The sequence below is a fragment of the Cupriavidus sp. UYPR2.512 genome (assembly GCF_000379565.1).
Classification (GTDB): domain Bacteria; phylum Pseudomonadota; class Gammaproteobacteria; order Burkholderiales; family Burkholderiaceae; genus Cupriavidus.
The window spans coordinates 58816-81897 of sequence record NZ_KB903009.1; the positions used below are offsets into that span (position 1 = coordinate 58816).

Sequence of the window (23082 nt, forward strand, 5' to 3'; positions counted from 1 at the left end):
ATCGCAGCTAGATGCCGCAGGCAAAGACAGACTTAGCAGGCAACGACATGAAACACCAAGAAGTACTCCCCATCTGCATTGCCGGCGAATGGCGCCTCGGCACTGGCGACCGCTACGGCACGCGCTACCCGGCCACCGGCGAAGTGGTGGCTGAACTGAACGCCGCCAGCCTGGCGGACGTGGAAGAAGCCGTGCAGGGCGCCCATCGGGCCTTCCTTACCAGCGGCTGGGCCCAGCGCAAGCCGCACGAGCGCGCCGCCGTGCTGTACCGCGTGGCCGAGCTGATCCGCGCCAAGGGCGAGCAGCTGGCCCAGCGCCAGCGCCTGGACAACGGCAAGCCGATCAGCGAGACGCGCGCACTGGTGGCCAGCGCCGCGGGCACCTTCCAGTTCTTTGCAGCGGCTTGCGAGACGCTCGAAGAGACCATCACGCCGCAGCGCGGCGACTGCCTGACCATGAGCGTGTACGAGCCCATGGGCGTGGTCGCGGCGATCACGCCGTGGAACTCGCCGATCGCCAGCGAGGCGCAGAAGATGGCGCCGGCGCTCGCCGCGGGCAACGCCGTGGTGGTCAAGCCCGCCGAGGTCACGCCGCTGATGGCGCTGGAGCTGGCGCGCATCTGCGAAGAGGCCGGCGTGCCCAGGGGCCTGGTCAGCGTACTGCCGGGCAAGGGCTCGGTCATCGGCGACGCCATCACCAAGCATCCGCTGGTGCGCCGCGTGTCGTTCACCGGCGGCACCACCACCGGCAAGCACATCGCCCATATCGCCGCCGACAAGATGATGCCGGTGTCGCTGGAGCTGGGCGGCAAGTCGCCGACCATGGTGTTCGACGATGCCGACCTGGACCATGCGGTCAACGGCGTGCTGTACGGCATCTTCAGCTCGTCGGGCGAGTCGTGCATCGCCGGATCACGCCTGTTCGTGGCGCGCTCGCAGTACGAGGCTTGCATCGAGCGCCTGGCCGCGGGCGCCGCGCACCTGCGCGTGGGCGACCCCGCCGACGAGCGCACCCAGATGGGCCCGCTGATCACCGACCGCCACCGCGACAGCATCGAGTCCTACGTGGCGGCCGGCGTGGAAGAGGGCGGCCAGCTGCGCACCGGTGGCCTGCGTCCCGACGTGGCCGGGCTGCCCAATGGCTACTTCTATACGCCGACCATCATCGAAGGGCTGGATAACAACGCGCGCATCTGCCAGGAAGAGATCTTCGGGCCGGTGCTGGTGGCGATCCCGTTCGACGACGAGGACGACCTGATCGCGCAGGCCAACGACAGCGTCTATGCGCTGGCCGCCGGCATCTGGACGCGCGACTACAAGCGCGCCTGGCGCGTGGCGCGGGCCGTGCAGGCGGGCAATGTGTGGATCAACACCTACAAGCAGTTCTCGATCGCGACGCCGTTCGGCGGCTGGCGCGACAGCGGCCTGGGCCGTGAGAAGGGACGGCTTGGCATCCTGCAGTACATGGAGCAGAAGAGCGTGTACTGGGGCCTGAACGAACAACCGCTGCCGTGGGCCAACCACTGACCCCGGCAGGCTGGAGAGAAGCAATGACCAAGGTATTGGGAATCGACGAGATCGTCTACGGCGCGGATGACTTTGACGCCTGCCGTGGCTTTTTCACCGACTGGGGCCTGGCCATCAGGCGCGACGACGCGCAGGGCCTGGATTTCGAAACGCTCAACGGCTGCCGCGTGCTGGTGCGCCGCATCGACGACGCCACGCTGCCGCCCGCGATCGAGGCCGGCCCGACGCTGCGCGAAGTGGTGTGGGGCGTGGAATCGCAGGCCTCGCTGGACCAGCTCGCCAGGACGATCGCCGACGCCCCGGGCTTCGTGCGCCAGGGCGAGGGCGACACCCTGCGCATCGGCTGCACCGACCCGAACGGCCTGGCGGTGCGCTTCCAGGTGACGCGCAAGCATGACGTGCAGGTTGACTGCGCGCTGATGAACACGTGGAACGACAAGCCGCGCCTGAACCAGCGCAGCCCGATCTACGACCACGCCACCCCGATCGAAGTGGGCCACGTGGTGTTCTTCGTGAAGGACGTAAAAGCGACAGAGCGCTTCTATGTCGAGAAGTTCGGCTTCGTCCCGTCGGACCGCTATCCGGACCGCGGCGCCTTCCTGCGCTGCACGCCCGAAGGCGGCCACCACGACCTGTTCCTGCTGCAGCTGCCTGAACCCAAGAGCGGCCTGAACCACGTCGCCTTCACCGTGCGCGACATCCATGAAGTCTTCGGCGGCGGCATGCATGTCTCGCGCAAGGGCTGGGACACGCAGCTCGGCCCGGGCCGGCATCCAATTTCGTCGGCCTACTTCTGGTACTTCAAGAACCCCGCTGGCGGCCTGATCGAGTACTACGCCGACGAGGACCAGCTGGACGAACACTGGGAGCCGCGCGCGTTCGAGCCGGGCCCGACCATGTTCGCCGAGTGGGCGATCGAAGGCGGCATCGACGGCAACACCCGCCGCCAGAAGAACGCGGGCGGACCGGCAGGCAAGTTCCTGACCGAGAAGCGGTAAGTCAGCAGCAATCGAAGGAAGCAGCAATGAGTGCCCACCAGTCCCTGACCCTGCGGGTCCAGGCCATGCGTTTTGAAGCGCGCGGCGTGGTCAGCATCGAACTGCAAGATCCCGAAGGGAAGACCCTGCCCGAGTACAGCCCGGGCGCCCATATCGACCTGCACCTGGGCAACGGCCTGGTGCGCAGCTACTCGCTGTGCGGTGCGCCCGAGGCGCGCCAGCGCTATACCGTGGGCGTGCTGCTGGACCGCGGCAGCCGCGGCGGTTCGCGCTACGTGCATGAGCAGCTGCGCGTGGGCGCCACGCTGACCGTGGGGGCGCCGCGCAACAACTTCGAGCTGGACGAAAGCGCCGCGCACACCGTGCTGGTCGCCGGCGGCATCGGCGTCACGCCGATCGTCTGCATGGCGCGCCGCCTGGCCGAGCTGGGCAAGTCGTTCACGCTGATCTACTGCGCCCGTTCGCGCGCCGAGGCGGCTTTCGTCGAGCAGCTGTCGGCCCATGGCGATGCCGTGCGCTTTCACTTCGACGACGAGGCCGGCGCACCGCCGGACCTGAAGGCGATGCTGGCCGGCCAGGACGCGCAGACACACCTCTACTGCTGCGGCCCGGGACCGATGCTCAAGGGCTTCGAGGCCGCGTGCGAGGCGCACGGATACCCGAACGTGCATATCGAGCGCTTTGCCGCCGACCCCTCGACCGAGGCGGTGCAGGAGGGCGAGTACACGGTGTCGCTGTCGCGCACCGGCGCCACCGTCAAGGTGCCGTCCGGCAAGTCGCTGCTGGACGCCCTGCTCGATGCCGGCGTGCAGATGGACTACAGCTGCCGCGAAGGCGTGTGCGGCTCGTGCGAGACCGCGGTGCTGGAAGGCTGCCCGGACCATCGCGACAGCGTGCTCAGCAGCAGCGAGCGCGCCAGCAACAAGACCATGATGGTCTGCGTATCGGGGTGCAAGGGCGGCAAGCTGGTGCTGGACTTGTGAGCCTGCCACACCGCCCCTGAACACCGACGGTGTTCCCCTCTCCCCGCATGGGGAGAGGGCAGGGTGAGGGGTGGTTTGGCAAGGAACCACGCCACCAGAACTGCCGGCCCTCACCCCCGGCCCCTCTCCCACTTTGCGGGAGAGGGGAGCAAACCTCCCGCACGGCGGGCCGCCCCCAGAATCAACCGAGAAGTCCCGTGTTAAGCCAGAGACAAGACGCAGCGCCGCCCGGCGCAGCGGTGGCCGCCACCGCAGGTATCGTGACCACGGCCGACCGCGCCGGCCAGAGTGCAGCGGCCATCGGCAGCGGCCCGCTCACGCGCGGCAATATCGTCGCCCGTATCGAACGCATGCCGGGCAACGCCATGCACATCCGCGCCCGGCTGCTGATTGGCCTGGCCACCTTCTTCGACGGCTTCGATGTCATCGCCATTGCCGCCACGCTGCCGCTGCTGATCGCGCAGTGGTCGCTCACGCCGGGCCAGATCGGCTTCCTGATCGCGGCGCCGTCGGTCGGCCAGCTGGTCGGGGCGCTGCTGTTCCCGGGGCTGGCCGAGCGCTTCGGCCGGCTGCGCTCGATCGGCTGGAGCGCGGGCATCATCGGCCTGATGAGCCTGGCCTGCGGCTTTGCCCCGTCGTTCGAGATCTTCGCGCTGCTGCGCATCGTGCAGGGCCTGGGCCTGGGCGGCGAGCTGCCGGTGGCGGCCACCTATATCAACGAGGTCACGCGCGCCCATGGGCGCGGGCGCTTCGTGCTGTTGTACGAGGTGGTGTTCCCGATCGGGCTGATGGTCTCCAACGGCATCGGCGCCTGGCTGGTGCCGCACTACGGCTGGGAGGTGATGTACTTCATCGGCGGCGTGCCGCTGGTGCTGTTCTTCATCCTGCGCCGCGTGATCCCCGAATCGCCGCGCTGGCTGGCCGAGAAGGGCCGGCTGGAAGAGGCCGACGCCGCTCTGCGGGCATTCGAGGCGCGCGCCAGGACGCCGCTGCCGCCGCCGGGCGACACCAGCGCCTATGAACGCATGACCCAACACCCGCGCCGCCGCGTGCGCGACCTGGTCGGCAAGCCCTATATCGGCCGCACGCTGGCGGTGTGGATGCTGTGGGCAACCTGCGGTTTTATCCAGTACGGGCTGTCGACGTGGCTGCCCACGGTCTACAAGACCGTCTACCACGCGCCGCTGCAGCTGGCGCTGAACCTTGCCGCCGGCGCCTCGGTGCTGGGCGTGGTCGGTTCGCTGGTGTGCGCGATGATCGTCGACAAGGTCGGGCGCAAGCCGGTGATCAATGTGTCGTTCCTGCTGTGCGCACTGTCGCTGGTGCTGGCGGGGGTGTTCCACGCGTCGAACGTGTACGTGGTCGCTACCCTCTGCGCGCTGGCGATGGGGTTCCTGGCCAGCGGTTTCATCACCGCCTATGTCTATACGCCGGAGCTGTATCCGACCAGCGTGCGGGCGATGGGGTGCGGGCTCGGTGGGGCCTGGCTCAAGCTGGCGGCGATCTTCGCGCCGGGGCTGATTGCCAGCACCATCGGCAGTGGCGACCTCAGCGTTGCTTTCTTCGCGCTGTCCGTGGTGCCGGCGCTGGCGGCTGTCACGGTGCATTTTCTTGGGATTGAGACCAAGGGGCGGGTGCTGGAAGAACTGGAGGTCTGAACGGGCGCGTGCTCGTCCCGTTCTCTTGGGGCCGCTCCGCAATCCGGTGCGGCCTTTTTTCTTTACGCCTGCGTGCGCAACAGCTTGCGCAGCCCCTGGTAGACCGCTTCCCGCTCCTCCGGCGACAACTGCCGGATCACCTGCGCTTGCCCTCGCCGCGCCAGCGGCATCACCTGGTCATGCAGCGCGGCACCGGCTTCACTGATCGCGCAGATCAGCTTCTTGCGCGGCGTGTTGCCGGCTGAGGTCAGTCGCACCAATCCCCGCTCCTCCAGCAGCCGCAGCGTGCGGCTCACCAGCGCCTTGTCCGAGGTCGACTGCGTCACCAGTTCGGCAAACGGCAGCTCGCGCGCGTGCGCCAGCAGCGCCAGGATGCGCCACTCCGGCACGGTCAGGCCGAACTGTTCCGCATAGGGCTTGGTCACCGTGCTGCGCAGCGCATTGACCAGCTGGCTCAGCATGGTGGTCAGGAAATTGTCGACAGTCAGGCCGCTGCCGGCCTCGTCGAGGTCGGTCCAGGGGCTGGAGCCGGGGTCTGGCGCGGGCTTGCCGTTGGCGGGCGCGGTGTCACGGGGCATGCGTTCCTCTTGATCTGGTCTGCCGGCCGCCATGCGGGGGCGGTTGGCGGGCCAGATTGTCTCACAGCCGCTGGCCAATTCCGCCATCGTGTGCCGTCTTCAGGCGCCGGATAAATTTAGAAATCATCATTCTGTCAATCGGTGTTTAACGTAAGTTGAGTTGTCAACATATGCGACCTAGGATGGTAAGTGTTCCTGATGTGAACATCCGTTTTACTAATAAAACAGCCGAAAGGGTTGTAACCCGAGCCAACCCTGTTTTCGCGGTGCGCACAACCGTTCACTCCAACGCCGCGAATGCGCCCCCACAGGAGCTGCTGATGAGACACGAACGCCCCCGACGCCTTTTCCTTGCCGCCACTGCCATGGCCGCGCTTGCGCTTGGCGCCGGCAGCGCGCTGGCCACGGCCGCATACCCGGCCAAGACCGTGACCATGGTCGTGGCCTATCCGCCCGGCGGCGACACCGACGCCATGGCCCGGCTCTATGCCGACAAGCTGTCGGCGCGCCTGAAGCAGCCGGTCATTGTCGAGAACCGCCCCGGCGCCGGCGGCGTGGTCGGCGCCAGCTTCGTCAGCCGCGCGCCGGCGGACGGCTACACGCTGCTGTACACGCCCAACCCGTTCACGCTGGCCCCGATGGTGCTCAAGCTGGCGCCGTCGGCCAGCTATGACCCGCTGCACGGCTTCACCCCCGTGATCCAGACCGCGGTGCAGGCGGTGCTGCTGGTGGCCAACCCGCAGGCGGGTATCAAGACCGTCGGCGAGATGGTTGCCGCGGCCAAGGGCGGCAAGACGCTGACCTATGGCAGCCCGGGCGCGGGCTCGCCGATGCATATCGCCGGCGAGATGCTGAACCGTGCCGCGGGCGTGAAGATCCAGCACGTGCCGTACAAGGGCGTGGCGCCGGCGGTCAACGACGTGGTGGCGGGGCATGTGAACTTTGCCTACGTCACGCTGGGCCCGGTGGCGCAGTACATCAACACCGGCCGGCTGATCCCGCTGGCGATCACGGACGCAAAGCGCTCGCCGCTGCTGCCCAACGTGCCGACGCTGGCCGAGCTTGGCTACAAGGACGTGGTGGTCGGCGCGTGGCATGGCGTGATGGCGCCCAAGGGCACGCCGCCCGAGGTGGTCAAGGTGCTGAACCAGCAGCTCAATGACGTGCTGCGCCTGCCCGACGTGACCGAGAAGATGGCCACCTTCGGCGCCAGCCCGGTGGGCGGCGCCCCGGCCGCGCTGGAAAAGGTCAATGCGGCCGATTACGAGCGGCTGGGCAAGGTGATCCGCGATCTCGCGATCACGGCGGAATGACGCAGGGCACCGCATCGCATTCATGCAACCAGACAAGCAGGAGGCCGGCATGAGCAAGGCCATCGTGGGAAGCTCCACGCCGCAGGTGACCGCGCGGGAAAAGGTCATGGGGCGCGCGCAGTATGCCGGCGACATCAAGTTGCCCGGCATGCTGCACGCCAAGGTGCTGCGCAGCCCGCACCCGCACGCGCGCATCGTGCGCATCGACACTTCCGCCGCGAAGGCGCTGCCCGGCGTCAAGCTGGTGGTGACCGGGCAGGATGTGCCCGCGCGCAACTGGGGCCCGCACCGCAAGGAGCAGCGCATCCTGGCCTGCGGCGTGGTGCGCCATGTCGGCGAGGAAGTGGCCGCGGTGGTGGCGGTCAGCGAGGAAATCGCGCGCGATGCGCTGGACCTGGTCCGCATCGAGTATGAAGCGCTGCCCGCGCTGCTGACGCCCGCAGCGGCGCTGGCCGATGGCGCGCCCGAGATCCATGCCGGCACGCGCAATATCGGCCACGAGATGCACATCGTGCGGGGCGACGTGGATGCCGCGTTCGAAGCCTGTGCCGCGGTGTACGAGGCCACCTATGACATGCACTCGCAGTACCCCGGCTACCTGGAGCCCATGGCCTCGGTGGCGGCGCAGGACGGCAACGGGCGGCTCACGCTGTGGGCCTCGACCCAGTCGGTGTTCCTCGCGCGCGCGCGGCTGGCCGAGGCGCTGGGGCGGCCGGTCTCGACCATCCGCGTGGTGCAGGCCACCACCGGCGGCGGCTTCGGCGCCAAGATCGTCGAGGAGAACAACAGCCTGATCTGCGCCTTCCTGGCCAGCCGGCTGGAGCGCCCGGTGCGGCTGGTCAACAACCGGCTGGAAGACTTCCAGGGCGCGCGCGCCAGCGTGCCGATGCGGGTCTGGCTGCGCTTGGGGCTGTCGGCGGACGGCGTGATCCTGGCCAAGGATGTGCGCATCACGGCCGAATGCGGCGCCTACTCCGGGCTTGCCGGTGATGTGATGCACGTCACCGCCATGCGCAGCGACAACATGCACCGCGTGCAGAACGTGCGCTCGCATGCGGTGATGGCCTATACCAACAACCCGCCGCGCGGCGCCTTCCGCGGCTTTGGCGGGCAGCAGATGCAATTCCCGCTGAACTGTCACCTGACCGTGCTGGCCGGCATGCTCGGCATCGATCCGGTGGAGGTGCACAAGCGCAATGCGATCGGCGCCGGCGAGACCAGCGTGCATGGCTGGAAGATCAGCAGCACCGGCATGGCCGAGTGCCTGGACATGACCCGCAAGGCCATCGGCTGGGACCAGAAGCGCGCCGCCCCGCGCGGCACTGGCACGCGCCGGCGCGGCGTGGGCATTGCCGCGGCCATGCACGTCAGCGGCAACCGCACGCTGGGCAACTGGGACGGCTCGACCATCCTGCTCAAGCTCAACGAGGACGGCCGCGTGATGCTGCAGACCAGCGAGTGCGACATGGGGCAGGGCGCCAACACCATGCTCAGCCAGATCTGCGCGCAGGAGCTGGGCATTCCGCTGTCGCACGTCACCGTGATGGCGCCGGATACCGATACCGCGCCGTTCTGCCTGGGCTCGCTGGCGTCGCGCGTGACCATTATTGCCGGCAATGCGGTGCTGCGTGCCGCGCGCCAGGCGCGCCAGAAGCTGCTGGCACTCGCGGCGGAGAAGCTTGGCGTGGACGCGGAACAACTGGTGATTGCCGATGGCCGCATCGCCGTGCCGGGCCAGCCCGGCAAGACCGCCACGCTGGCGGAGACCGCGCGGCTGCATATCTTCCGCCACGGCGGCGAGGGCATCCACGTGCGCGCCACCTATGACGCGCCCACGGTGATGCACGACGCCGACTACTACGGCAACGTCGCACCCGCGCATTCCTTCGCCGCACAGGCGGTGGAAGTTGAGGTGGATACCAGCACCGGCCAGGTCACCGTGATCGACAGCTTTGTCGCCGACGACTGCGGCAAGGCCATCAACCCGCTCGCCGTGCACGGCCAGACCCACGGCGCGACCGTGCAGGCGATCGGCTGGACCCTGTACGAGAACCTGCAATACGAGGATGGCCGCCTGATGAACGGCAACTTTGCCGACTACACCATGCCTACCGCCGACGCGGTGCCGATGCTGCGCACCGACGTGGTGGAATCGAACGACCCCAACGGCCCCTATGGTGCCAAGGGCGCCAGCGAAACGGCGATCCTGCCGGGCGCGGCGGCGATCGCCAATGCCGTCTTCGACGCCGTGGGCGTTCGCATCCAGTCGCTGCCGATCACGCCGGAGAAGGTGCTGGCCGGCCTGCGCGAACTGAAGCAGAAGGAGGCTGCCCATGCGTGACTTTGGATACCTTGAGCCGGCCACCGTGGCCGAGGCCAGCCAGATGCTGGCCGACCTGGCCGACCTGGGCGACAGTTGCCGCATCCTTGCCGGCGGCACCGCGCTGATGCTCGGCATGCGCCAGCGCATGCTGACGCCTGGCCACCTGGTCTCGCTGGGCGGGCTCGGTGCGCTGCGCGGGATCACCTTCGATGCGCGCGAGGGCCTGTGCATCGGCGCGCTGACGCTGCATGCCGAGGTGGCGCGCTCGCCGCTGGTGCAGGCGCACTACCCGATGCTGGCCGGCATGGCCGCGCGCGTGGCCAATCCGCAGGTGCGCAACCAGGGCACCATCGGCGGTAACCTCTGCTATGCCGACCCCGCCACCGATCCGCCCGGCTGTCTGATGGCGCTGGGCGCGCGGATCGTGGTCAGCGGCCGAGGCGGCGAGCGCGAGATCGACATCGAAGACTTCCTGGTCGACTACTACGTCACGGCGCTGGCGCCGGACGAGATCGTCACGCAGATCCGCGTGCCGGCGCCGGCTGCCGGCGCCGATGGCCGCTATGCGCGCTTCCTGCGCACCGCCGCCGAGCACCGGCCGCTGGCCAGCGTGGCGCTGGCGGTGCGGCGCGAGGGCGCGTTCTGCGTCGAGGCCCGCCTGGCGGTGGGCGCGTCCACGCCGATCCCGGCCCGGCTGCGCCGCGCCGAAGCGCTGCTGGCCGGCAACACCGTGACGGCGGAGCTGGCCGCGGAAGCCGCCGCCATCGTCGCCGCGGACATCAACGCGGTTTCGGACATGCGCGGGGCCGAGGCGTACCGGCGCGAGATGGTGCGGGTAGTCGCGCGCCGCACCATCGCCGAGCTGTTCGGCGTGGCATCGGAGTAAGGAGTCCCCATGAACAAAGTCAGCATCGAACTTACCGTCAATGGCGAAGAACATCTGGTGGAGGTGCCGGCGCGGCGCCTTCTGTCCGACCTGCTGCGCGATGACCTGAACCTGACCGGCACCAAGCGCGGCTGCGAGACCGGCATCTGCGGCGCCTGCTCCGTGCTGGTCGACGGCGAGGTGGTCAAGTCCTGCCTGATGCTCGCCGTGCAGGCGCGCGGGCGCCATGTGATGACCGTGGAAGGGCTGGCCGCCGACGGCCAGCTGCATCCGCTGCAGCAGTGCTTCATGGACAACGGCGGGCTGCAGTGCGGCTATTGCACCCCGGGCTTCCTGATGGCCTCGTGCGCGCTGCTTGCCAACAATCCCAACCCGACCGAAGACGAAGTCCGCCACGGCCTGAACGGCAACCTGTGCCGCTGCACCGGTTATGTCGGCATCGTTGAATCGGTCCTTTCCGCCGCGGAGAAAATGCGTGGAAATTGAAAAGACCCTGGTCACCGCGGCGCCGCCGGCGCGCGTGTGGGAGCTGCTGCTCGACCCCAACGTGATGGGCGCGTGCGTGCCCGGCATGGCATCGATCGAGGTGCTGAGCGATGTCGAGTACATCGCGCACATGGCGGTCAAGATCGCCTTTATCAACGCGCGCTTCCGGCTGCATACGAAGATCGTCGAGACGCGCGCGCCGCATTACCTGCGCACCGAGGGCACCGGCGAGGACGCCTCGGTGGCCAGCTCGCTGCGCCAGTCGAGCGAGCTCTTCCTGACCGCGCTGGACGATGGCGGCACGCAGCTGCGCATCAAGGTGCAGGTGGACGTGCTGGGCCGGCTGGGCACCTTCGGCCTGAGCGTGATGAAGACCAAGGCCGACCGCATGTGGGACGAGTTCGGCGCCAACCTGCTGGCACGGCTGTCGCCGCAGGGGGCGCAGCCAGCGCCCGCGCCGGCGGCGAAGTCCGCACCTGCGGCAGCCGTTGCATCGGCCGCGGCGGTCAACGGCCATGCGGTGCTGCCGACGCGGTCCGCGCCGCCGGCACCCGCCGCCGGCGGGCTGCTCTCGCGGCTGTTCGGGCGCGGCGAGGCTGCGCGCGGGCCGCTGTCGGACATCTGCGTCGAGCTGCGCCGCCGCGACGAGACCATCGTGGTGCGCTGGCCCGCCGCCCACGGCGAGCAATGCGCGGCCTGGCTGCGCGACTACCTGCGCCCAGGGGCATAGGCGGGCCTAGCGCGGGGTCTGCCGGCAATACGGGTACCCTACGGGGTGCGGGCGTGATATATGAGAGCGTTACGCCAAGACCGAATATTGCTGAGACAGACCATGACGACCGATTCGCCGCAGGAAGACACGCAGGAAAGCGGCCAGGAGGGCGCCCAGGAGAGCGCCCAGGACAAGTACATCGTGCCGGGGCTGGAGCGCGGCCTGCGGCTGCTGGCCGAATTCAGCAGCCGTGAGCGCACCTTGTCGGCGGCCGAGCTGGCGCGCCGCCTCAAGGTGCCGCGTTCGACCGTGTTCCGGCTGCTGGCCACGCTGGAAATGATGGGCTTCGTCGAGCGCACCGACGGCGGGCGCGAGTTCCGCCTGGGCATGGCGGTGCTTCGGCTGGGCTTTGACTACCTGGCTTCGCTGGAGCTGACCGAACTGGGCCGCCCGCTGCTGGACCGGCTGCGCGACGAGATCCACTATCCGTGCAACCTGGTGGTGCGCGACGGGCGCTCCATCGTCTATGTGGCCAAGTCGGTGGCCTCGCGGCCGTTTGCCAGCACGGTCAATGTCGGCACGCGGCTGCCGGCGCACGCCACCGTGCTGGGCCGCGTGCTGCTGGAGGACCTGTCGCTGGCGGAGCTGCGCGCGCTGTATCCGGAGGAGCGCCTGGAGGTGTATTCCGAAAGCACGCCGCGCACCGTCGAAGAGCTGTACGACATGGTCCAGCGTGACCGCCAGCGCGGCTATGTGCTGCATGAAGGGTTCTTCGAGGCCAGCATCTCCACCATCGCGGCGCCGGTGCGCGACCGCAGCGGCAAGGTGGTGGCGGCGCTGGGCGCGACCATCCCGGCCTCGCGCATCGATCCGGACCAGCTCGACAACGTGGTGGAACAGGTCAGGCGGGCTGCGGCTGAACTGTCGCGCCTGCTCGACTACCGGCCGGAGGTGCCGAAGCCGTTCGCCTGACGGCAACGCGTGCCGCCTGCCATCCGATGGGAAGCAATATGCAGCAATGCAAGACATACAACAGGCCGCCGCTCCGGCGGCAATGGCTGGTTGGCACGGCGCTGGCCGCTGCGGTGGCGGCATGCGTGCCGTGGCAGGCGGCACGGGCCGCCGGTTGTGCCAATGTGCGCATCGTGGTGCCGTTCCCGGCCGGCGGGCCGGCCGACCAGCTCGCGCGCACGCTGGCGCACGGGCTGCAGCAGCAGCGCGGCACGCCGTTCGTGGTCGACAACAAGCCTGGCGCCAACGGCAATATCGGCATCGACACGGTGCGGCGCGCACCGGGCGATGGCTGCACGCTGCTGGTGGCCCCCGCCGGTAACCTGACCATCAACCCGACGCTGATGCCGGCGCTGACCTACAGCGTCGAGCGTGATTTCCGGCCGGTGTCGCTGCTGGCGGGCTCGCCCAACGTGCTGGCGGTGCATCCGTCAGTGAAGGCGAATTCCGTGCAGGACCTGGTCAGGCTGGCACAGCAGGCAGAGAAGTCCGGCAAGCCACTGGGCTATGCCAGTCCGGGTGTCGGCAGCGGCCTGCACCTGGCCGGTGAACTGTTCCGCAACCAGGCCGGCATCACGCTGCTGCACGTGCCCTACAAAGGCACCACGCAGGCGCTCAACGACGTGGTGGGCGGGCAGGTGCCGATACTGTTCGGCACGTGGCCGACGCTGGCGCCGTTCATCCAGTCCGGCGCGCTGCGCGCGCTGGCGGTGACGCAGCCCAGGCGCTCGCCGGCCGCGCCGAACGTGCCGTCGCTGGCCGAGCAGGGCATGCCCGGCATCGACGTCAGCTCCTGGTATGCGCTGCTGGTGCCCAGGGCCACGCCGCAGCCGGCGGCCGATGCGCTCAGCGCCGACGTGCGCGCGCTGCTGGCCACGCCCGCGGTGCGCGCCGACCTGCAGCGCCAGGGCATGGAGCCGGTGGGCAGCACGCCGCAGGCGCTCGAGGCCCGCATCCGCGAGGAAACCGCGGCGTGGGCGAAGCTGATCAAGGCCTACGGGATTACCGCGGAGTAGCGGCGCAGCGGTATCCCATCAGCCCCGACAGGTCGCGCGCCGCCTGCCTGACTTCCTTCTCCACGCGCTCGCGCAACGCGCCATCGGCTTCAAAGCGCTGCTGCGGTCCCGCCACGCTGATGGCGGCGATCACGTCGCCGTCGGCGCCGCGCACCGGTGCAGCGCAGGAATCGATGCCCGGTTCATAGGCGGAGAAGCTCCAGGCGCAGCCGCGTTCGCGGTCGGCGGCAAGGATATCGGCCAGCCGCGCGTGGGTGGCCGGGCTGTGGCCGGTGACCGTCGGCAGGGGATCGGGCCCCAGCAGCTCGCGCAGCGTCTGCGGCGGCAGCCCGGCAATCAGCATCCGCCCGGGCGTGGTCAGGTGTGCGGCAACGCGGCTGCCCACCTGGATATTGCTGACCAGCGAGGCCGCGGGCATCTGCCGCAGCAGGTAGAGTGCATCGCCGCCATCGCGCACCGCCAGGTAGGCTGACAGCTGCAGCGACGCGCTCAGCCGGGCCAGCACGCGTGCGGCAAAGCTGGTCAGGTCATTGGTGGCCAGCACGCGCGAGGCCAGCTTCAGGAAGTTGAAGCCGACCTGGTGCCCGCCTTGCGGCAGGCGCTCCACCATTCCTTCATGTTCCAGCGTGTCCAGCAGCCGCATCACGGTGACGCGATTCACATCGATGCGCCGGCCCACTTCGCTGAGGTTGGCGGTGGCGCCGCCCTCGGCGATGAAGCGCAGCAGGCGCAGGCCGCGGATCACCGGCGAGACCAGCTGGGCTTCGCGGGCGTCTTCAGTATCGCCATCGTCGGCAAGGTCAGGCTGTGGGCGGGACTTGGGCATGGTGGTGTCTGCTGTCAACGGAAAACGGCCGCGCAGGCGGCCGTGCTGGCGGAAACGATCGGCGCGGCTTCAGCCGAGGGCGACGTTCCAGGCGTCGTAATCGTACACCCAGTCGGCATTGCCGCCTTCCTTCAGCCAGGCATTGCTGCGCGAGCCGATCTGGATGCGGCTGGTGCGTTCGTGGCGTGCGGCCTGGTAGCGCGCCAGCGCGCCAGGCACGCCCGCGGCACCGCCGGGTGCGGCATCGGCAAGGCAGCGCGCCAGCACCACCCCGTCTTCAATGGCCATGCCGGCGCCCTGCGCCATGAACGGCATCATCGGGTGGCAGGCGTCGCCCATCAGCGTGACCGGGCCGGCGGACCATGCCGGCAGCGGGTCGCGCACGTACAGCGCGGAGATCAGCACCTCGTCGCAGGCATCCAGCAGTGCGCGCGCCTCGGGGTGGAAGCCGGCATAGGCGCTGCGCAGGTCTTCCACGCGGCCCGGCGTGGTCCAGGACTCATTGCGCCAGGCTTCCTGCGCGACGGTGGCGAAGACAAAGATGTCGCGGCCGCGGTTGAGCGGGAAGGTGACGATCTGCGTGGCGGCCTCCGGGCCCCACCATTTGGTGAAGGCGCCCAGGTTGGGCACGCCGGCGAGGCGCTCGGCCGGAACGACCGCGCGGTAGGCCACCACGCCGGTGAAGATCGGGCTTTCCTGGCCGAACAGGGCGGTGCGCACGGTCGAGTGGATGCCGTCGGCGCCGACCAGCACATCGACGCGCTCCTGCGCACCACTGGCGAAGCACAGCGTGGCGCCATCGGCATGCGGCTCAATGGCCACGGCCTTGTGGCCAAGGCGCACGCATTCGGACGGCACGGCGGCCTCCAGTGCGGTCATCAGGTCGGCGCGGTGCATGGTCAACTGCGGGGCGCCGTAGCGGCGCACGGCGTCTTCCTGCATGGGCAGACGTGAAGTTTCTTCGCCGGTGTCCCACATGCGGCTGATGCGGTGGCTGGGGCGTGCGGCGGTTTCACGCAGGGCGTCGCCGACGCCTAGCCCGTCCAGGGCGCGCACGGCGTTGGGGGTCAGGTTGATGTCGGCGCCCACGCGGGCAAAGCGGGGGGCCTGCTCGTAGACCACCGCATCCATGCCGAGCTTGCGCAGGGCAATGGCCGCGGCCAGTCCGCCGATGCCGGCACCGTTGATTCCGATCCTGAGAGTCATCTTGTCTACCTGCTGTGAGTTGGCTGGCAGACCTCGCCTGCTAGCACTGTTATATGTTCAAAAATGAACTATATGTTCATAACAGTCTATTGGCGAAATGGGGCAGCGTCAACCAATCTTCGAGGAGGCTGACGGCCCCGGCCGAACGCCTTTGCCTATACCGGAGAGACTCCGCCTGAAGGCGGCGCTGTGCCGGATGTCGGAGGCGTAGTAACAATCGAGCGAAGCGCCGGGTCGGCGGGTCTGAGCGCGGCAAGATCGGGAACAGGACGGCGCAATGCCGACGACGCGGCAAACGTCGCTTCCATCGAGCGGGCTGCTCCCAGCGTCTCCAGGTCGCCCCGGAAGCGGCCGGTTACCTGCAGCCCGAAGGGCATGCCGGCATCGTCGGTGCCGCAGGGCAGCGAGATGGCAGGATGCGTGGTCAGTGTCACGACATAGGTCAGTGCCAGCCAGCGGTAGTAGTTCTCCTGCCTTTCACCGTTGATGGTTTCTGCGTACAGGCTGGTCCATGCAAACGGTGAGACCGGCGTGGTGGGCGACAGGATCAGGTCGTACTCCTGGAAGGCGCGCTGGAAGCGCTGCAGGATACGGTTCTGCTCGGCCTGCGCCCATGCGCTGTCAACCAGCGACATCCTGGCGCCCATCTCGTAGTTGGCGCGGGTATTGGGCCCGAGGGAGGCGGGGTCTTTCTGGTAGGCGTCGTGCAAGCCGGCGACGAAGCTTTCCGCGCGCAGGACATCGAAGCAGCGGTGCACATCGCCAAGGTCGAAGCTGACCGGGTCGCAGCTTTTGAACACGTGGCGCATCGCGGCAATCTTTGCGCGGAACACCCGGCGAATGCCGTCGTCCACCGCGCAGCAGCCAAAATCCTCGGTCCAGCCGACCCGCAAGGTCGCAAGGTCAACGAGCGCCGGAGACAGATGCGCTTCGGCGTCCACTGCGTAACTCAGGGGATCGGTCACCGACACTCCGGCTGATGCCGCCAGTTGCAGGCAGGTATCGGCAACGGTGCGGCCCATCGGGCCGACCACCGAGATCGGCGTCCAGCCAAGCAGCTTGCGCGAGTTGGGGACGATGCCCGGCGAGGGCCGGAACCCGACCACGCCGCACTTGGCCGCGGGAATGCGCAGCGAGCCGCCGGTGTCCGACCCGGTGCAGACCGGCAGGAATTCCGCGGCCAGTGCCGCGGCCGAGCCGCCGGAGGACCCGCCTGCATTGAGGTTCGGGTTGAAGGGATTGCCGGTCGCACCCCAGACCGCATTGCGGGAGTTCGCGCCGGCACCCATTTCGGGAATGTTGGTCTTGCCCACCACGATGGCGCCGGCCGCCCGCAGCCGTTTCACCAGCACGTTGTCCTCGGTGGGCACGTGGTGGCGGAACAGAGGCGAGCCATAGGTGGTCAGCAGGCCCTCGGTGGCCTCCAGGTCCTTGACCCCGAGCGGCAGCCCATGCAGCAGGCCCAGTGGTTCGCCCCGCAGCATTGCCTGCTCGGCCGCGCGCGCTTCCTTGCGGGCGCGCTCGAAGCAGGTTGCCGTGATGGCATTGATGAGCGGGTTGTAGGTCTCGATGCGCGCGATGCACGCCTCCAGCAGTTCAACCGGCGAGATTTCCCTGGCCCCGATCAGTCGTCGGAGCTCGACCGCGGAGGCCGAGGTCAGTTTGTCTTGCGCGTTCATGGAACAGGTCTCTCCGGGGCCGTGCCTCTCTGGAGGCTGCGGCCCGCATCGGGAAGGTCAGTCAAGCTTGATGTGGGCGCGTTGCGCGATGGCACGCATCTGCGGGATTTCCTTGTCGATCATGGCCGCGACTTGCTTGCCTGGCGCGTAGAAAGGCTCGATGCCGTTCTCGGCAAGCTGGCTGCGCGTTGCCGGATCGGCAATGGTGTCGGCCAGTGCCTTTTCCAGCCTGGCCCGGACCTCCGCCGGCAGGCCGCGCGGCGCGACCAGCGCGATCCAGGTGCTCGCGTCCATGCCGGGATAGCCGCTTTCGGCCACGGTCGGCACATTGGGCAGCAGCGACGAGCGCTTCGCGGTAGTGACCGCGATGGCCTTGATCTTGCCGGACTTGAGTTGCGGGATGGCCGCGGCCACCGTATCCACGCTGAATGGGATCTGGCCGCCCATCAGGTCGGTCATCGCCGGCGCGCTGCCCTTATAGGGCACATGCAGCAGCCTGGTCCCGGTGAGGTTCAGCAGTTCTTCGCCGGCAAAGTGGGCAGTGGTACCGGCACCGAACGAGCCGTAGGAGTATTTGCCGGGGTCTGCCTTGACCGCGGCAACGAACTCCTTGAGGTTGTTCACCGGCACGTTACGGTTTGCCAGCAGGACCAGGCCGGTCGAACCGATCAGGCCGATCGGCTCGAAGTTCTTCTGCGGATCGTAGGGCAGCTTTGCATAGACCGCGGGATTGACCGTGAATGTGGTGCCCGAGGTGGCCATCAGCGTGTAGCCGTCCGGTGCCGCCTTGGCCACGTAGCTCGCCGCGACGATGGTGCCGGCGCCGGGCCGGTTCTCGACCACCACGGTCTGGCCAAGCCGCTCCCCGAGTTTTCGGGCGATGGTGCGGCCGACGAGGTCGGTGGCGCCGCCGGGCGGAAATGGCAAGACCAGCTGGATCGGCTTGGAAGGATAGCCACTTTGCGCAGCGGCAGGGGTGGATGCCAGCGTAGCACCGGTTGTCAGGCTGCAGGCCGTGATGAGGAACAAGGTGCGGTGGACGGGGGATCGCATGCTGATGCTCCGGCAGGGTAGGAATCGACGCAGCGCAGTAAGGCTTGCAGGCGCTGCCTGATCTCATCGTACGATCGATCCGGCGTGACATCGTAGCAATGTTTAGAAAGCTTGATTGCCGAAACGGCAATTTATAGAATCGACCTGATCCTTGCTGCGCCTCAGTCCCAACCATGTCCTACCGCATCCTGCAGGAAACCGCCGTCCGCTACTTTCTTGAAGTAGTGCGCACGGGCTCAGTCAAGGACGCCGCCTTCAAGCTGAACGTGGCGCCATCGGCGGTCAGCCGGCAGATCGCTAAGCTGGAGAGCGAGCTGGATACCCTGCTGTTCGACCGGCGCGCGCGCGGCCTGATCCCCAATGCGGCCGGGGAGCTGCTCGCTGCGCACGCCAAGCGCGCGCAGCAAGAGATCGACCGCGTCACCGGAGACATCCAGGCGCTGCGCGGCCTGCGCGTGGGGCAGGTCCGCGTGGCGAGCGTGGAGGGCATCGCGCACGATTTCATTCCGGCCCTGGCCGCCAGCTTCCGGGAGAAATATGGCGGGATCCGCTTCGATCTGGACGTGTGTCCGCAAGGCGACATTGCCAGGCGCATCCGCGACGGCGAGGCCGATATCGGCGTCACGCTGAGCGGGCTGCCTGAACTCGATATCGAGGTGGAGCTTCGCCATCCGGCCCCGGTGCTCGCCATCATGTCGCCGGACCACCCGCTGGCGGGCCAGCGCCAGGTCTCGCTGTCCCAGGTCACCGGCTTTCCGCTCGCGTTGCCGCCCAAGGACAGCTCGCTGCGGCAGTTGCTGGACACCAGTTGCAGCCGCCAGGGGCTCAGCTACCAGACCGTCTTCTCCAGCAACCACCTGGACTCGCTGGTCGGATTCGCGGCGGCGGGGGGCGGCGTCGTCACCTTCTATGGGGAGCTCTCGGTCCGGCGGCGCCTGAAGGAGGCCACGATCGCCGCGGTGCCGCTGCGCGACCGGGAAATGAACGAGCGCTATATCGAGATCCAGACGCTGGCCCGGCGCAACCTGCCGCCCGCGGGGCGGGCTTTCGTGCAGCACCTGGCCGAGGCCATCACGAGCATTGGCGATGCATGATTGCCAGATCGGCAATCATCAATTCAAACAATTGCTTGTGATGGATATTCCCCGCGGGGCGTCTGCGTTGCAGAATCAGGGCGTTGGACGCCTTCGGCTTTCCCTGCACCTGACTTACTCATGACCCAGACTTCAAATCTGCCGTTTTCCACGATCCGCATCAGCCATGACCTCGCCTTGCTCTCCTCATGACTAAGGAAATCGTGGTACTTGGCGCTGGCATGGTCGGCGTCTGCACGGCGCTGGCGCTGCGCCAGCGCGGCCATGCGGTCGTGCTGGTCGACCGGCGGATGCCCGGCAGGGAAACGTCGTATGGCAATGCCGGCATCATCCAGCGCGAAGCGGTGCAGCCCTATGCCTTCCCGCGGGAGTGGATGGCCGCCCTTCGCGTAATCACCCGCCAGGGCAATGACGTCCACTATCACCCGGCCGCACTCGCCAGCCTGCTGCCGGCGCTGGCGCGCTACTGGCGCGAGTCGGCGCCTGACCGGTACGCGGCCACCGTTACGGCATACAGCGCCCTCATCCGACACTGCCTGAGCGAGCACGAGCGGCTTATCTCGCTGGCTGGCGCACAGGATCTTGTGCGCAAATCAGGGTGGCTGCAGGCATATCGCAGCGCTTCGGCATTCGACCAGGCGGCGCGTGCTGCGACAGAAGTCGCGCGCCAGCACGGGCTCGATCACCGGATTCTGGACCGGGCCGGCATCACTGCTGCCGAGCCTGCTTGGCGCGGGCCAATGGCTGGCGCGATCCACTGGCGGGATCCGTGGACCATCACCGATCCCGGCGAACTGGTCAGCCGCTACGCGGCGCTGTTCGCGAAGCAAGGGGGAATCTTTCGCCACGGCGATGCGACGACGCTGAAACAGCAGGAAAACGGCTGGACGGTGGCTACCGAAGACGGCCCTGTCAATGCTGCCCACGCCGTCATTGCACTCGGGCCGTGGGCATCCGCCCTGACCCAACCGTTCGGCTATCGTTTCCCGCTATTCGTAAAGCGGGGCTACCATCGCCACTACGCCGTCGAGTCGATGCCGGCCATGCCGCTGCTCGACGTCGAGAACGGCTTTATGCTGGCGCCGATGAAGCGCGGCCTGCGCCTGACAACGGGCGCCGAGTTTGCGCACCACGATGCGGCGCCGACACCCGTCCAGCTGCGCAATGCAGAGCGCCACGCCCGCGAACTGGTGCACCTTGGCGCGGCGGTCGAAGACACACCCTGGCTCGGCGCCCGGCCATGTGTCGCCGACATGAGGCCGGTCGTCGGCAGGGCGCCGCGCCATCGTGGCCTGTGGTTCAACTTCGGGCATGGCCACCAGGGCTTCACGCTCGGTCCCGTCACGGCCCGGCTGCTCGCCGAACTGATGGACGAGGACCAGCCCTTTGTCGATCCCGGCCCGTATGATCCGATCCGTTTCGGTGCCTGAGAGCGTGTGCAAGCCGATATAAGCCCAACCTGGATTCGCTGCCGCTTTCAGTTCCAGTTCTGCCGGGCTGCGTGCGTCAAACGTTCACGGCACGCTCTGGAACGGCTGGGTCAGGAGCCCATAAACGGTTCGCACGCCACTGACGTAATTGCCCAGCCGCAGGTTTTCATTTGCCGCGTGCTGGTTGTTGTCGGCGTTGACCAACGGGACGATAACGAAAGGCACTTTGAGTACTTCGACGATCTCCGCGGTCGGCACGGTGCCACCCATCATCCGGATGCGCACCGGCTCCGGAGTCGTGCCAAAGGTGTCGGCAATGGCCTGGTAGGCCCATTTCGCAACAGGTGAGTCGACCGGCGAGCCTGCGGCATCGGCCCCCTCGCTCTGGTAGGTGAAGCTGGCGAGCTTATCGTAACGGGCACGGTCCTCATCAGTCGGGGTGCCTTGCACCAGGTGATAACCCTGTTTTACGATGTGTTGCTCGACCAGCTTGCCCAAGTAGGCAGCGTCCGATTCAGGCGTCGTGCGCAGGTCGAGTTCGGCCACGGCTTTGTCGGGCACGATATTCGCCGCCTTGTCACCGATGGCGGCGGCCCCCATGCCTACCACGTTCAGCGACGGATACTGCATTGCCTCCTGGTAGTTCGCGCCGACCTTGTCGGCCTGCGCGATGCCGATGCGTCGCCTGAGCGCGCCCTCGTCGTCTGGCACGGCTGCCATGATCTTGCGCTCCGCCTCGCCAAGCCGGACCCTGTCGTAGTAGCCAGGAACGGTTACCCGGCCGCTGTCGTCCTTCATCGAGGCCAGCAGGCTGGCGAGCCGCTGTGCCGGATTTGGCGCGTAGTTGCCGTAGTGGCCGCTGTGCAGCGGAACCTTGGCCCCGAACACGGTCAGCCTGGCCCGCGCAGCGCCGCGATTGCCGAAGATAAGCGTGGGGCGATTGGTTGCATGCATGGGGCCGTCGTGGATCACCATCGCATCGCAGGTGAGAAGTTCACGATGAGCTTGCATGACTTTGCCGATGGAGGGCGAGCCTTTTTCCTCTTCGCTGTCGAGGATTACCTTGAGGTTGATCGCCGGCTGGCCGCCAGCTGCCTTCAGCGCATCGATGGCGGCCAGCATCATCATGATCGGTCCCTTGTCATCTGCCGACGAACGGCCGAATACCCGCCATTCCGGATCAACCTGCCCGGCGGACAGGCGCGCGGCATCAATCTCCTCCCACTCGCCGTTTGCTGCCTTGCGCTTCAGCACGGGCGTCCATGGACTCTTCTGCGCCCACTGGGACGCAATGACGGGCTGGCCATCCAGGTGCATGTAGAACAGCACGGTCTTGCGCGCTGGATTCTTGCCCGGGAATTCTGCGTACAGCATCGGCTTGCCGTCGTTGGCAAGTTGCCGCGTGGTAAAGCCGCGCTTGCGGAACGCTTGTTCGAGCCAGTCGACGTTGCGGCGAATGTCCGCAGGCACCACCGCATCATTGGGCATGGCCAGCAACTCGAAATACTCGCGGTAACTGGCTTGTGCCTGGCGTTGCGCCGCCTCGGGCGCTAGTGCGGCGGCGTGCGCCACGCCGCCGCACAGCCACGATGCGATGATCAGGCACGAAAGTTGGCGGCCCCATGCGTTCTTGCGGGGCGTCGGCTCGGCGGGACTGGCGGGCAGCTCTCTCATGTTTTCCTTTCAGACGGCGGACGGATTGAATGCGTATGCGCGATTATAAGAACGGTGCGAGTTTGTCTGCGCGATGGCGGGCGCAAGGTGGCGCGCGCCGCAAACAAATGAGTGTCGAGTTCAGTGTGCTAGCCGGGCGGCGCTGACGTGGTCGAGCAACACACATTGCATTCTGCCCTAATGGCGGCTGGCAATGTTTCTTGTTAGACGGGATGCGTCCATCGCCAACGCGCATTGACGAACTAACTTGGCTATTTGGCGAGCATGTCTTTGCTAACGCCCACCGGGGACGACGTCGTGCGCATGCGGATGGCGCGTGAGCGCCGAGCTAAATGCGGCTGAAGTCTGAAGTTAGTTTTATCTAAGGCTACGCTGAACAAGCTGGGTAAATTGAGTGACGCAGGTTGATCAGGAGCCCGTTCGGCCGGAAAAATAGCTGTGGCGACGAGAATTTGCCTTCGCGCGCCCCCAATTGGGGTGTGTTGGCGGGGCGCCCGCCCCGCATTCGCCCTTTACGGGCGGACTGCTCCCATCAGATGCCCTCGACTCAAGTAGAGATTGGCCAGCGCCAGCGCCGTGAAGGCACGGCCGGCATTCTTCTTCAGGCCACGGTAGCGGACTTTCGTGAAG

19 protein-coding genes and 1 pseudogene are annotated in these 23082 nt (G+C 67.7%); 13 read left to right on the forward strand and 7 right to left on the reverse strand.

The features are described from left to right. Positions 1-47: 47 nt before the first annotated feature. The 4 genes from A3A5_RS0117585 (at position 48) to A3A5_RS0117600 (ending at position 5165) form a co-directional block, all read left to right on the forward strand. Positions 48-1526, forward strand: a complete 1479-nt coding sequence (locus A3A5_RS0117585) for an aldehyde dehydrogenase (RefSeq protein ID WP_018311854.1) — start codon at positions 48-50, stop codon at positions 1524-1526. Positions 1527-1549: 23 nt separating this feature from the next. Next, complete coding sequence (locus tag A3A5_RS0117590) at positions 1550-2524, forward strand: VOC family protein (RefSeq protein ID WP_018311855.1); 975 nt, start codon at positions 1550-1552, stop codon at positions 2522-2524. 26 nt (positions 2525-2550) lie between these two features. Then, complete coding sequence (locus A3A5_RS0117595) at positions 2551-3507, forward strand: PDR/VanB family oxidoreductase (protein WP_018311856.1); 957 nt, start codon at positions 2551-2553, stop codon at positions 3505-3507. Positions 3508-3746: 239 nt separating this feature from the next. Then, positions 3747-5165 carry an MFS transporter gene (locus A3A5_RS0117600; RefSeq protein WP_018311857.1) on the forward strand — a complete coding sequence of 473 codons (1419 nt, stop codon included), beginning with the start codon at positions 3747-3749 and terminating at the stop codon, positions 5163-5165. A gap of 62 nt (positions 5166-5227) precedes the next feature. On the opposite strand, the gene A3A5_RS0117605 is transcribed toward A3A5_RS0117600, so the two are convergent. After that, a complete protein-coding gene (locus A3A5_RS0117605) occupies positions 5228-5743 on the reverse strand; it encodes a MarR family winged helix-turn-helix transcriptional regulator (protein WP_018311858.1) in 516 nt (171 codons plus the stop codon). 320 nt (positions 5744-6063) lie between these two features. Here A3A5_RS0117605 and A3A5_RS0117610 point away from each other — a divergent pair, with 320 nt between their 5' ends. The 7 genes from A3A5_RS0117610 to A3A5_RS0117640 all read left to right on the forward strand — a co-directional run bounded on the left by A3A5_RS0117610 (position 6064) and on the right by A3A5_RS0117640 (position 13490). Beyond that, positions 6064-7056 (forward strand): tripartite tricarboxylate transporter substrate binding protein, encoded by a 993-nt coding sequence (locus tag A3A5_RS0117610; protein ID WP_026200873.1) that lies wholly within the window; start codon positions 6064-6066, stop codon positions 7054-7056. 49 nt (positions 7057-7105) lie between these two features. Then, positions 7106-9397 carry a xanthine dehydrogenase family protein molybdopterin-binding subunit gene (locus A3A5_RS0117615; protein ID WP_018311860.1) on the forward strand — a complete coding sequence of 764 codons (2292 nt, stop codon included), beginning with the start codon at positions 7106-7108 and terminating at the stop codon, positions 9395-9397. Then, entirely contained in the window at positions 9390-10265 is an 876-nt protein-coding gene (locus tag A3A5_RS0117620; RefSeq protein WP_018311861.1) for a xanthine dehydrogenase family protein subunit M, read from the forward strand. The genes A3A5_RS0117615 and A3A5_RS0117620 overlap by 8 nt, the downstream gene beginning before the upstream one ends. A gap of 9 nt (positions 10266-10274) precedes the next feature. Beyond that, on the forward strand, positions 10275-10751 hold the full coding sequence (locus A3A5_RS0117625) for a (2Fe-2S)-binding protein (RefSeq protein ID WP_018311862.1): 477 nt from the start codon (positions 10275-10277) through the stop codon (positions 10749-10751). Then, complete coding sequence (locus A3A5_RS0117630; protein WP_018311863.1) at positions 10741-11481, forward strand: CoxG family protein; 741 nt, start codon at positions 10741-10743, stop codon at positions 11479-11481. The genes A3A5_RS0117625 and A3A5_RS0117630 overlap by 11 nt, the downstream gene beginning before the upstream one ends. 102 nt (positions 11482-11583) lie before the next feature. Further along, positions 11584-12435: an IclR family transcriptional regulator gene (locus A3A5_RS0117635; protein WP_018311864.1), complete on the forward strand. Its 852-nt coding sequence runs from the start codon at positions 11584-11586 to the stop codon at positions 12433-12435. A 38-nt stretch (positions 12436-12473) separates the two neighbouring features. Further along, positions 12474-13490 (forward strand): tripartite tricarboxylate transporter substrate binding protein, encoded by a 1017-nt coding sequence (locus A3A5_RS0117640; RefSeq protein WP_026200874.1) that lies wholly within the window; start codon positions 12474-12476, stop codon positions 13488-13490. Here A3A5_RS0117640 and A3A5_RS0117645 read toward each other — a convergent pair. From A3A5_RS0117645 to A3A5_RS0117660, 4 genes are all read right to left on the reverse strand, one after another. After that, positions 13477-14316, reverse strand: a complete 840-nt coding sequence (locus tag A3A5_RS0117645; RefSeq protein ID WP_018311866.1) for an IclR family transcriptional regulator — start codon at positions 14314-14316, stop codon at positions 13477-13479. The genes A3A5_RS0117640 and A3A5_RS0117645 overlap by 14 nt on opposite strands. 69 nt (positions 14317-14385) lie before the next feature. Continuing rightward, positions 14386-15522 (reverse strand): FAD-dependent monooxygenase, encoded by a 1137-nt coding sequence (locus tag A3A5_RS0117650; protein WP_018311867.1) that lies wholly within the window; start codon positions 15520-15522, stop codon positions 14386-14388. A gap of 155 nt (positions 15523-15677) precedes the next feature. Further along, positions 15678-17201 carry an amidase gene (locus A3A5_RS0117655; RefSeq protein ID WP_018311868.1) on the reverse strand — a complete coding sequence of 508 codons (1524 nt, stop codon included), beginning with the start codon at positions 17199-17201 and terminating at the stop codon, positions 15678-15680. Between the two features lie 57 nt (positions 17202-17258). Then, the gene (locus tag A3A5_RS0117660) at positions 17259-18254 is read right to left on the reverse strand and encodes a tripartite tricarboxylate transporter substrate binding protein (RefSeq protein WP_026200875.1); all 996 of its coding nucleotides are present in this window, start codon (positions 18252-18254) and stop codon (positions 17259-17261) included. A gap of 173 nt (positions 18255-18427) precedes the next feature. On the opposite strand from A3A5_RS0117660, the gene A3A5_RS0117665 reads away from it, so the two are divergent. Together A3A5_RS0117665 and A3A5_RS0117670 are read left to right on the forward strand one after the other, a co-directional pair. Then, a complete protein-coding gene (locus A3A5_RS0117665; RefSeq protein WP_018311870.1) occupies positions 18428-19348 on the forward strand; it encodes a LysR substrate-binding domain-containing protein in 921 nt (306 codons plus the stop codon). Between the two features lie 221 nt (positions 19349-19569). After that, a complete protein-coding gene (locus A3A5_RS0117670; RefSeq protein ID WP_018311871.1) occupies positions 19570-20778 on the forward strand; it encodes an FAD-dependent oxidoreductase in 1209 nt (402 codons plus the stop codon). Positions 20779-20862: 84 nt separating this feature from the next. On the opposite strand, the gene A3A5_RS0117675 is transcribed toward A3A5_RS0117670, so the two are convergent. Together A3A5_RS0117675 and A3A5_RS43395 are read right to left on the reverse strand one after the other, a co-directional pair. Next, positions 20863-22452, reverse strand: a complete 1590-nt coding sequence (locus A3A5_RS0117675) for a M20/M25/M40 family metallo-hydrolase (protein WP_018311872.1) — start codon at positions 22450-22452, stop codon at positions 20863-20865. Between the two features lie 512 nt (positions 22453-22964). After that, positions 22965-23082, reverse strand: a pseudogene (locus A3A5_RS43395) (IS5/IS1182 family transposase); the annotation flags it as partial.

Coding starts and splice junctions, on each gene's coding strand:
- A3A5_RS0117585 (WP_018311854.1), top strand. CDS start 48: ATGAAACACCAAGAAGTACTCCCCATCTGCATTGCCGGCGAATGGCGC.
- A3A5_RS0117590 (WP_018311855.1), top strand. CDS start 1,550: ATGACCAAGGTATTGGGAATCGACGAGATCGTCTACGGCGCGGATGAC.
- A3A5_RS0117595 (WP_018311856.1), top strand. CDS start 2,551: ATGAGTGCCCACCAGTCCCTGACCCTGCGGGTCCAGGCCATGCGTTTT.
- A3A5_RS0117605 (WP_018311858.1), bottom strand. CDS start 5,743: ATGCCCCGTGACACCGCGCCCGCCAACGGCAAGCCCGCGCCAGACCCC.
- A3A5_RS0117610 (WP_026200873.1), top strand. CDS start 6,064: ATGAGACACGAACGCCCCCGACGCCTTTTCCTTGCCGCCACTGCCATG.
- A3A5_RS0117615 (WP_018311860.1), top strand. CDS start 7,106: ATGAGCAAGGCCATCGTGGGAAGCTCCACGCCGCAGGTGACCGCGCGG.
- A3A5_RS0117620 (WP_018311861.1), top strand. CDS start 9,390: ATGCGTGACTTTGGATACCTTGAGCCGGCCACCGTGGCCGAGGCCAGC.
- A3A5_RS0117625 (WP_018311862.1), top strand. CDS start 10,275: ATGAACAAAGTCAGCATCGAACTTACCGTCAATGGCGAAGAACATCTG.
- A3A5_RS0117635 (WP_018311864.1), top strand. CDS start 11,584: ATGACGACCGATTCGCCGCAGGAAGACACGCAGGAAAGCGGCCAGGAG.
- A3A5_RS0117640 (WP_026200874.1), top strand. CDS start 12,474: ATGCAGCAATGCAAGACATACAACAGGCCGCCGCTCCGGCGGCAATGG.
- A3A5_RS0117645 (WP_018311866.1), bottom strand. CDS start 14,316: ATGCCCAAGTCCCGCCCACAGCCTGACCTTGCCGACGATGGCGATACT.
- A3A5_RS0117650 (WP_018311867.1), bottom strand. CDS start 15,522: ATGACTCTCAGGATCGGAATCAACGGTGCCGGCATCGGCGGACTGGCC.
- A3A5_RS0117655 (WP_018311868.1), bottom strand. CDS start 17,201: ATGAACGCGCAAGACAAACTGACCTCGGCCTCCGCGGTCGAGCTCCGA.
- A3A5_RS0117660 (WP_026200875.1), bottom strand. CDS start 18,254: ATGCGATCCCCCGTCCACCGCACCTTGTTCCTCATCACGGCCTGCAGC.
- A3A5_RS0117665 (WP_018311870.1), top strand. CDS start 18,428: ATGTCCTACCGCATCCTGCAGGAAACCGCCGTCCGCTACTTTCTTGAA.
- A3A5_RS0117670 (WP_018311871.1), top strand. CDS start 19,570: ATGGTCGGCGTCTGCACGGCGCTGGCGCTGCGCCAGCGCGGCCATGCG.
- A3A5_RS0117675 (WP_018311872.1), bottom strand. CDS start 22,452: ATGAGAGAGCTGCCCGCCAGTCCCGCCGAGCCGACGCCCCGCAAGAAC.